The following is a 10247-nucleotide window of genomic DNA, read 5'->3' as shown; positions in this document are numbered from 1 at the left end:
ATCGAGTTCCACCTTTGGAATGCAGTCGAATGTGGGAGCGGGCTTGCTCGCGAAGGCACTTTACCGTTCAGCGCTGAAGTCTGCGCCTATTGAAAAATTGGGCTGCATACGCCAGCCAATGCTAATCTTCCCCGGATTTCGGCGGGCTTGAGCCGACACCCTTCGGGGTTCAGGGAAGACAGCCCACTTCACAGGATTTGATCAGGTCACTACATGAATAAGCCAGCAGTCGTTCTCTTGGGTATCGTCGTCGCCATTGGTGCAATCAGCGCAGGCGGTGCCTGGTACACCGGCAAGCAACTGGAGCCGGTGCTGCAAACCGCCATCCAGGACGCCAACAAGGAACTGCAGACCTCCATGGCCGGTGTCGACGGCACTGTGACCCTCGAACTGGTCTCCCTCGACCGTCAGCTGTTCAGCAGCACCGCCCACTATCGCCTCAAGGCCCAGGGCGCGGTGTTCGGCGAAAATCATCAGGACACCGAACTGCTGTTCGTCGACCATATCGAACACGGCCCGCTGCCGTTCTCGCGCCTGGTGTCGCTGAAGTGGCTGCCGGTCATGGCCACCAGTCACTACGAACTCGAGAAAAACCCCACCACCGAAAAATGGTTCGCTGCCAGCAAGGACGTGTCGCCCCTCAAAGGCGTGGCCAACATCGGCTATGACCGCTCGGTGACCGGCAACGTTGAACTGCTGCCCCTGGAACTCAAGGACGACAAGTCGGCCGTGAGCTTCTCCGGCGCCAACCTCGACTTCGACTCCACCGCCGAAGGCAAGAAGGTCAAGGCCAGCGGCTACATGGACAGCCTCAAGGTCTCGGTCATTGATGCCAACAACGCCAAGCTGGATGCGGAGCTGAGCGGCCTGACCATCGCCAGCAACCTGGAAAAAACCACCTTCGGTTTCTACACCGGGCAAAACACCGTCGAGCTGACCAACACCAAGGTCACCTTCGGCCCGCAGCAAGCAGTGCTGACTCTCAAGAACTTTGAGCAGAAAGACAGCAGCGAAACCAAGGACAACAACCTGGCCGGCCGCGTCGACTACAAGATCGACGAGATCGGTTACCAGGGCAAGCCAGTGGGTTCAGCGGCCATGGCCGTCAGCATGAAGAACGTCGACATCCCGTCGATGCTGGTACTGACCAAGCTCTACCAGGAAAAAGTACAGCCGGCCCAGGCCGCTGCCGCTGCTGGCCAGCCAGTGCCTGAGTTGCAACTGACCGAAGCCGAGCAGACCCTGGCCCAGGCCAACGTCGACCAACTGCTGGCTGCCAAGCCGCAAGTGGCGGTAGAAAACCTGTCGCTGAAAACCACCAATGGCGAGAGCCGCTTCAACCTGGTGGCGGACTTCGCCAAGCCGTCGAGCATGGACCTGCCGCCGGTTGAACTGGGCAAGCAAATCGTTGCGCTGCTGGACGCCAACCTGACCCTGTCCAAGCCGATGATCCAGGACGTTGCCAGCCTGCAGGCGCAGATCGGTGGTGTGACCGACCCGAAAGCCATCGAGCAGCAATCCCAGATGGCCAGCGAGATGATCAGCGGCATGGCCGTGGGTACTCAACTGGCGACCCTGGTGGGTACCGATATCGTGTCCAAGCTGCACTACGCCAACAATGAAGTGACCTTCAACGGCCAGAAAATGACCGTCGAGCAATTCATTGGTTTTGTGCTGGGCAAGTTCGGCGCGGTCAGCGGCGCTCAATAAGATTCGGCTCAAAGTGATGTAGGCCAATTCTGAACAATTGTTCTGAATTGGCCTTTTTTGTACCCCCCTCAAGGATATTGCGCCCCGGGAAAGCTTGGCCGCGTCATCAGATGCCGGCCGCCTGGAGTGTCGTGCAGGTGAACTTATCGCTACAGCTTTCCCTGGTGAGGAAGCTGACGACATGTCGCGTAATATTCATCCGTTTATCCGCCTGGCCCTGTGCAGCCAACTGCTCTGGCCCGTCGTGGCATCGGCCGATGCGGCCTATGATTCGCTGATCAACCAGGCCCGCAGTGGCAACTATGGTCCGGCCCTCAACCTGTTGCGCCAAATGCCCGCCGAGCGCCAGACGCCGGGGCAGGTCAGCGATCACCTGTTGATTGCCAGCTGGGCGCGCCAGGACGCCGAGGTGCTGACGGTCTACGAGGCCCAGGGCCGCTCACGCACCCTCACCACCCAGGCGCTGGCCACCGTCGCCCGCACCTATCGCAACCAGCAGCGTTGGGAACCGGCGATTGCCGTGTATCGCCAGGCGTTGCTGCGCGAGCCGAATAACCCGGACTTGCAACTCGGCTTGGCCCTGACCCAGGCGGACGCCGGCCAGACCGCTGAAGCGATGCAGCGCACCCGCGCCCTGGTGGCCGCCAAGCCCGACGACGCCGACCGCCGCATGGCCCTGGGTTACGCACTGACCCGTGCCGGCTCTACCTATGACGCGCTGTTCGAATTCGACCAGGCGTTCATGCGTGCCGGCAACAAACCTGAAGTCGCCCGCGAATACATCGTCGCCCTGCAACGTGCGCGCCTGCCGGAACCGGCCCTGCGCCTCGCTGCCCGGCGCCCTGGCCTGTTGGACCCGGTCACCCAACGCCGCCTCGAAGGCGACCTGGCCGCCGAGCGCGTGCGCATGGCCGAGTTCGCGACCCGCAGTGAAAAAGAGCGCTACGTCATCGCCGACCGTGCCCTCAAGGATTACGACCAACTGCTCACCACCTGGACACCGGATGCCAACGCCCATGACGACGTGGTGCGCTGGCGCATCGACCGTCTGGGCGCGCTGAAAGCCCGGGCGCGCACCGCCGAGGTGATCCGCGACTACGAAGTGCTGAAGGGCGAAGGCGTACAACTGCCGACCTACGCCCTGCGCTGGGTCGCTGCCGCCTACCTCGACCAGCGCCAGCCGGAAAAGGCCGCGCCGCTGTATCGCCAGGCCCTGGCGGCAAGCGATGCGGACGCCGGCGATCACGTCGAAGACAGCACCGCGCTGTTCTACGCCCTGCTCGAAAACGATCAAGTGGTGGAAGCCCGCGAAGTCGCCGACAACCTGGCGAGCACCCAGAAACCCCGGGTCGAGCTCAAGGGCTTGCCCATCGGCAACCCCAACGACGCCTGGATGGACGCCCAACAATTGGCCGCCCAGGCCGGCACCTATGGTGCCGACCTGCCCGCCAGCGAAAAAGGCCTGGAAGCCCTGGTGCAACAGGCCCCGGGCAATATCGGCCTGCGCCTGGCCCAGGCCGATATGTACCGTGCCCGCGACTGGCCACGGCGCGCCGAAAACACCCTCAAGGAAACCGAAGCCCAGGCCCCGCGCGACATCGGCCTGGAGGTTTCCCAAGGCCACACTGCCCTCGATCTGCAGGAATGGCGTCAGCTCGATGCACTCACCGATGACGTGGTCGACCGCGCCCCGGACAACCGCCAGGTACAGCGCCTCAGCCGCCTGCGGGATGTGCACGACATGGCCGAATTGCGCGTCGAGGCCTACACCGGCAAAAGCAACGGCGGCGGCGATAACGGCGCGGGCGCGGTGTCCGGCAGCCGCGATTTCGGCATCGAAACCTTGCTCTACAGCCCGCCCATCGATGAAGACTGGCGCGTGTTCGGCGGGGCCGGCTACGCCACCGCCGATTTCGAAGAAGGCACCGGCCAACACCGTTGGCAGCGCCTCGGTGTAGAGCGGCGCACCCGCGACATGACCCTCGAAGCCGAGGTCTCCAACCACTCCTACGGCTTTGGCGACAAGCAGGGCGCACGCATCGCGATTGCCCGCGACATCAATGACCAATGGCAGTACGGCGGCAGTCTCGATTACCTCTCCGCGAGCACCCCGCTGCGGGCACTGAATGCCGACATTACTGCCAACGGCGGCAGCGGGTTTATCCGCTGGCGCGCCAACGAAAGCCGCGAATGGAAACTGGCCCTGAGCCCGTCCCACTTCAGCGACGGCAACAACCGCCTTGAAGCGCTGCTCACCGGTCGCCAGGGCGTGTACAGCTCGCCGGGGGTGCAAGTCGACCTGGGCCTGGAAGTCGGCACCAGCCGCAACACCAAGGAAGACACGCCGTACTTCAACCCGCGCTCGGACTTCAGCGTGCTGCCCACGGCCACCGTCAACCACGTGCTCTACCACCGCTACGAAACCCAGTGGAGCCAGCAGTTCCAGGTGGGGGCGGGCACCTACAGCCAGCGCGACTACGGTACCGGCGGCGTTGCACTGGTGGGCTACGGCCAGCGGTTTCGCTGGAACGACGTGCTCGAAACCGGCGCCAACCTCAGCTGGATCAGCCGACCTTATGACGGTGAGCGCGAAAGCGACCTGCGCCTGATCGTCGACCTCACCTACCGCTTCTAGAAGAGTCCGATCATGCCCGTCTTGTCCCGTTGCCTGTTGGCCCTGGGGTTAATGCTGAGCAGCGCTTGCGCCCAGCAACCCGCACCTTTCACTCCACCCGCCGAGCGGCTCAAGCCTGCCAGCGAAGCGGCGTGGCCGAAGAACCATTTCCTCGGTATCGCCTACCACGACATCGAGGACCGCGACCCCGATCAGGCTGTCGTGGCCGTGCGCACTGAACGTTTGATCGAGCAGTTGGCGTGGCTGCGGGAAAACGGCTACCAGCCCGTCACCGTCGACCAGATCTTGGCGGCCCGCAACGGCGGCCCGGAGTTGCCGGCGAAGGCGATCATGCTCAGCTTCGATGACGGCTACGCGAGCTTCTACACCCGTGTGATGCCGATCCTGCGCAGCTACAACTGGCACGCGCTGCTGGCGCCGGTGGGTTCGTGGGTGGATACGCCGCTGAACCAGCCGGTGGATTTCGCCGGCACACCACGCCCGCGTTCGGACTTCCTGACCTGGCAGCAGGTGCGCGAGATCGCCCAGTCCGGCCTGGTGGAAATCGCCGCGCACACCGACGCCAATCACAAGGGCGTGCTGGCCAACCCACAGGGCAACCTGCAACCGGCCGCCACCACCCGACGCTTTGACCCGGCGACCCATCGCTACGAAACCGAAGCCCAGTTCCAGGCGCGGATGCGCACCGACGTGACGGCGATCTCCAACAAGATCCGCGCCGTCACCGGCAAGGCGCCGCGCGTGTGGGTGTGGCCTTACGGCGCTGCCGATGGCACCTCGCTGGCGGTGGTGGGCGAGCAGGGTTACCAGATGGCCCTGACCCTGGAAGACGGTCTCGACAGCCTCGGCAACCTGATGAGCAGCCCGCGCTTCCTGGTGGCCTCCGACCCGGACGGCGAACACTACGCCAACGCCATCGTCGCGACCCAGACTGAAGCCCCGCTGCGGGTGCTGCATGTGGACCTGGACAACGTCTACGACCCGGACCCGGAACAGCAGGTGCGCAACCTCGACAAACTGATCCAGCGCGTGGTCGACATGGGTGCCAGCACCGTGTTCCTGCAGGCTTTCGCCGACCCCAAGGGCGATGGCCTGGTGCGTTCGCTGTACTTCCCCAACCGCCATTTGCCGGTGCGCGCCGACCTGTTCAACCGCGTCACCTGGCAACTGCGCACCCGGGCCCACGTGAACGTATTTGCCTGGATGCCGGTGCTCAGTTTCGCCCTCGATTCGAAGCTGCCCCGCGTTACCCGTTGGGACCCGCAAACCGGCAAGGTCGCCATCGACCCGGACCAGTACCAGCGCCTGTCGCCGTTCGATCCGAAAGTGCGGCAGGTCATCGGTGAGATCTACGAAGACCTGGCGCGCACCAGTGCCATCGACGGCGTGCTGTTCCACGACGACGCGGTGCTGTCGGACTTCGAAGACGCCAGCCCGCTGGCGCTCAAGGCCTACGCCGCCAATGGCCTGCCGGACACCATCGAAGCCCTGCGCGCCGACCCTGCGGTGATGCAACGCTGGACGCGTTTCAAGAGCCGCTACCTGATCGACTTCACCCATGAACTGACGGCCAAGGTCCGCAAGCTGCGCGGCCCGCAGGTGCAGACCGCACGCAATATCTTCGCCGAACCGATGCTCAACCCGGGCAGCGAAGCCTGGTTCGCGCAGAACCTCGACGACTTCCTCACCAGCTACGACTGGACTGCGCCGATGGCCATGCCGCTGATGGAAGGCCAGGATCTCAAGGGCTCCAACGCCTGGCTGGAAAAGCTCGTGGCCACCGTCAAGGCCCGCCCCGGCGCGCTGCAACGCACAGTCTTCGAGTTGCAAGCCAAGGACTGGCGCACCTCGGCCGCCCCCGATCTGGACGGTGCACAAATGGCCGAGTGGATGGGCGTGCTCAAGCGTCAGGGCGTGACCAGTTTTGGCTACTACCCCGACAACTTCCTGGAGAATTCGCCGGATCTGAAAACCGTGCGTCCGGCCCTTTCCAACCAGTGGAATCCTTGACTCATGTTCGACAGAATCCTCGCGCTTATCGTGTTGTCGCTGGTATTGGGTGTGCCCCTGGGCCTGATCTTTCTGGTCACCGGGCAGTTCCTGATGGACTTCGTCTTCTTCTATCCACTGTTCATGTCCGGCTTGTGGATCGCCGGCGGCCTGTACTTCTGGCTGCACTGGGAGCGCCACTGGCCGTGGGCGGATGACACCCCGGCGCCGGTACTCGCCGGCGAGCCGCTGATCTCGATCCTGATCCCTTGCTACAACGAAGGCGACAACGCCGCCGAGACCATCGGCGCCGCGTTGGCCCAGCAATACCGCAACATCGAAGTGATCGCGATCAACGACGGCTCCAGCGACAACACCGCCGCCGTGCTCGATGCGTTGGCCCTGAAAGAGCCGCGCCTGCGGGTGCTGCACCTGGCGCAAAACCAGGGCAAGGCTGTGGCCTTGCGCATGGGCGCGGTAGCAGCGCGCAGCGAATACCTGGTGTGCATCGACGGCGATGCGTTGCTCTCGCCGAACACCGCGGCGTACCTGGTGGCGCCGATGCTCGACAACCCGCGCCTCGGTGCCGTCACTGGCAACCCGCGGATTCGCACGCGCTCCACCTTGATCGGCCGGGTGCAGGTGGGCGAGTTCTCTTCGATCATCGGCTTGATCAAGCGCACCCAGCGGGTCTTCGGGCGGATCTTCACCGTCTCCGGCGTGGTGGTGGCGTTTCGGCGGGCGGCCCTGGACCGGGTCGACTACTGGAGCACCGACATGATCACCGAAGACATCGACGTGAGCTGGAAGCTGCAACTGGACCACTGGAGCATCTTCTACGAGCCCCGCGCGCTGTGCTGGATCCTGATGCCGGAAACCCTCGGCGGCCTGTGGAAGCAACGCCTGCGCTGGGCCCAGGGCGGCGCTGAAGTGCTGTTCAAAAATATTCGTGGCATCTGGCAATGGCGCCATCGCTACCTGTGGCCGCTGCTGTTCGAATACTGCCTGTCCACCGGTTGGGCCTTCACCTTTTTGCTCTCGGTGATTTTCTGGGCCGTGGGCAAGGTGGTGACGCTGCCCGCCGCCATCGCCGTCGACTCGCTGATGCCGCCGGCCTTCACCGGCCTGCTGCTGGCGGTGGTGTGCCTGGTGCAGTTCGCGGTGAGCATCATGATCGACCGGCGCTATGAAAAGGGCCTGTGGAAAACCCTGTTCTGGACCGTCTGGTACCCGCTGGTGTTCTGGTTGGTGAGCCTATTCACCACCCTGGTCAGCTTCCCCAAAGTGCTGTTCCGCCAACACCAGAAACGCGCGCGCTGGGTCAGCCCGGATCGCGGAATCAAAGCCCCCACTACGGATGTGCAGCCATGAATCTGATCCGAACCCAACAGCGCCCGGTGATGTGGGCCATCGACGTATTCCTGACCCTGCTGGCCTGGGCCGGGCTGATTATCCTGCTGGTGCGCGGGCTGGTGCCGATGCTCGACAGCCACGGCGGCCCGCGGATCGATGCGCCGATTTTCGCGGCGCTGGATACCTTGCAGATCTACCTGTGGATTGCCGTGTTCAACGCGGTGGTGCTGATCAGTTGGGCACGCTACCAGCAGCGACGTGGCAAGCACTTTGCCCAGCGGCGCTCGGCGGCCAAGGCCTTGAGCGACCAGCATTTGAGCGACAGCTTCAGCCTGGGGGAAGGTGACCTGGAGCAACTGCGCCGCCCGGGTGTGTTGGTGATTCATAACGACCACGAAGGGGGCGTGCAGGAAGTGACAGCCCATGTGTCCCGGCATGTGGAGCGGCCAGGGTTGAAGTTGGTGGCGGGGCAGGAGCGGACCAAGGAGGTTGGTTAACCGGGATATCGAAAAATGGGATCCAATTCACAAAATAACCGCGAACTTTTCTCATCTTTTGGCTACTAACCAGTCTTGATACCGCATTGATGGCCAAGTAATGGCAATTGTAAGCGCCATCATTGGAGGTGTATCAAAACTGTTACCGCTTGTCGGAATAAAAATTCCAATTGCAAGCAATTAAACGTTGCATGATTTATTTATTGTTAATAATCAGCAACTTATATGCCTGTTAAACATAGCTTCCCACTAAGCCAGAATCTTGGCCCACCGGAAGTTCGATGTTAGTTTGCCGGCCCCCGCTTTTTCGACGGATCGAACATGTCTTTATTATTGCCACGGACTCGGCTGCTGCTGGGCGTTTGCCTGCTGACTTGCTTCGCACTCAATAGTGCGGTGGCGGCGCCTACGCCTGGCGACCAGGACCTGATCCGCGACCGGCAAAACCGTCTGCTGGAAGAACAGCGCCGGCGCCTTGAAGACCTCAAGGAACTGCCCGGCAAAGAAGCCAAGCCCCAAGCGCCTGCCACCCCGGCCGACACCCGTTGCTTCCCGATCAAAGACATCGAACTCAAGGGTGCCGACAGCCTGCCTGCACCGGACCGCGAGCGCCTGCTCAAGCCTTATATCGGCCAGTGCCTGGGTGTCTCCCAGCTCAATCAAGTGCTCAAGGCGATCACCGACTACTACATCGACAAAGGCATGGTCACCAGCCGTGCTTACTTGCCGCAGCAGGACCTTTCCACCGGCCACCTCCAGGTGTTGGTGGTGGAAGGCAAGCTCGAAGGCTTGAAGGGCGCCGACGGCAGCAACCTGTCCCCGCGCGAGCTGGCCATGGCCTTCCCCGGCAAGGTCGGCGAGCAGCTCAACCTGCGGGAAATCGAGCAGTTGGTGGACCAGTTGAATCGCTTGCCGTCCAAGCAGGCGCAAATGGAACTGACCCCCGGCAGCCAGGTGGGCGGCAGTGAAGTGCAGGTCAAGAACGTCCCGCAAAAGCCCTGGCGCGCCAGCCTGTCGCGCAATAACGACGGCCAGAAAAGCACCGGCGAACAGCAGTGGGGCGCCGGCCTTGAGTGGGACAGCCCGCTGGGCCTGGCCGACCAGTTGGTGTTGCGCGGCGGCCACGATGCCGTCAGCGACCACCAGAAAACCTCGAAAAACAGCATGCTGTATTACAACGTGCCGTGGGGCTGGTGGAACTTCAGCTACACCTACAGCGAGAGTGATTACCGCACTTACGGCGTGACCGACGACTACAAATTCAAGCAGAACGGCGACAACGAAAACCATCAACTGCGCGCCGAGCGCGTGATCCATCGCGACGACGTCAGCAAGACCTCGGTCAACGTCGGCCTGGCCCATTTGCGCACCAACAACTACATCAACGACGCCCACCTCGAAACCAGCAGCAACCGCCTCAGTGAACTGCAACTGGGCATCAACCACGGTCGCCGCATCGGCAATGCCTTCGTCAACCTCGACCTGGGCATGCAGAACGGTATCGGCGCCTTCGATGCCCAAGCTGAAAACGAGCGCGATCAGTACGGCAATCGCCTGCCCAACGCGCGCTACCGCAAATACACCGCCACCGTCAGCTACTTGCAGCCGTTCACGCTATGGGGTGAGTCGTTCAGTTTCTCCAGCCTGGCCACCGGCCAACGCAGTGAAGACATTCTGTTCAGCCCCCAGCGCATGAGCCTCGGCGGCTCGGCCTCGGTGCGCGGTTTCAAAGACCAGCAGCTCACCGGCGACAGCGGCGGCTACTGGCGCAACGACGTGCGCTGGGCGCGCCCGGTGACCTGGGACTGGATGCGCCCGGCCTTTGCCGAATACGGCGCCAGCGTCGGCTACGACCAGGGTGTGATCAGCAACGACCGCTATAACGGTGAAGTGCATGGCCGGGTCTCGAGCAACTCGTTGGAGTTGTTCGCCCGTGGCAAATACGTCAGCACCAGCGTGACCTTTGCCCATTCCCTGGAACGCCCGGCAGTGATGAGCGAGCGCGAAGCGCCGATCTACTTCCGCATGGATTTCTTCCTGTAATTCAACGCCCCGTTACATCG

Annotated in this window: 6 protein-coding genes; all 6 read left to right on the top strand. The window is 62.9% G+C overall.

All coding sequences use genetic code 11. The annotated features are described in order from the left end of the window. Window positions 1-213: 213 nt before the first annotated feature. The gene (locus ACW9I6_RS13230; protein WP_457339417.1) at window positions 214-1710 is read left to right on the top strand and encodes a YdgA family protein; all 1497 of its coding nucleotides are present in this window, start codon (window positions 214-216) and stop codon (window positions 1708-1710) included. 181 nt (window positions 1711-1891) lie between these two features. Continuing rightward, window positions 1892-4345, top strand: coding sequence for a poly-beta-1,6 N-acetyl-D-glucosamine export porin PgaA (pgaA, locus tag ACW9I6_RS13225; protein ID WP_457339416.1), 2454 nt, complete (start codon window positions 1892-1894; stop codon window positions 4343-4345). A 12-nt stretch (window positions 4346-4357) separates the two neighbouring features. Further along, window positions 4358-6355: a poly-beta-1,6-N-acetyl-D-glucosamine N-deacetylase PgaB gene (gene pgaB / locus ACW9I6_RS13220; protein WP_008433662.1), complete on the top strand. Its 1998-nt coding sequence runs from the start codon at window positions 4358-4360 to the stop codon at window positions 6353-6355. Window positions 6356-6358: 3 nt separating this feature from the next. Then, complete coding sequence (pgaC, locus tag ACW9I6_RS13215; RefSeq protein ID WP_003218180.1) at window positions 6359-7705, top strand: poly-beta-1,6-N-acetyl-D-glucosamine synthase; 1347 nt, start codon at window positions 6359-6361, stop codon at window positions 7703-7705. Next, the gene (gene pgaD / locus ACW9I6_RS13210) at window positions 7702-8184 is read left to right on the top strand and encodes a poly-beta-1,6-N-acetyl-D-glucosamine biosynthesis protein PgaD (protein WP_003218178.1); all 483 of its coding nucleotides are present in this window, start codon (window positions 7702-7704) and stop codon (window positions 8182-8184) included. Before pgaC ends, pgaD begins: the two co-directional genes overlap by 4 nt. 321 nt (window positions 8185-8505) lie before the next feature. Beyond that, window positions 8506-10227, top strand: coding sequence for a ShlB/FhaC/HecB family hemolysin secretion/activation protein (locus ACW9I6_RS13205; protein ID WP_457339415.1), 1722 nt, complete (start codon window positions 8506-8508; stop codon window positions 10225-10227). Window positions 10228-10247: the final 20 nt, after the last annotated feature.

The organism is Pseudomonas sp. SDO5522_S412, assembly GCF_054071215.1.
The sequence above is the reverse complement of the archived record's forward strand: the minus strand, read 5'-3'. Positions and strand labels throughout refer to the sequence as shown.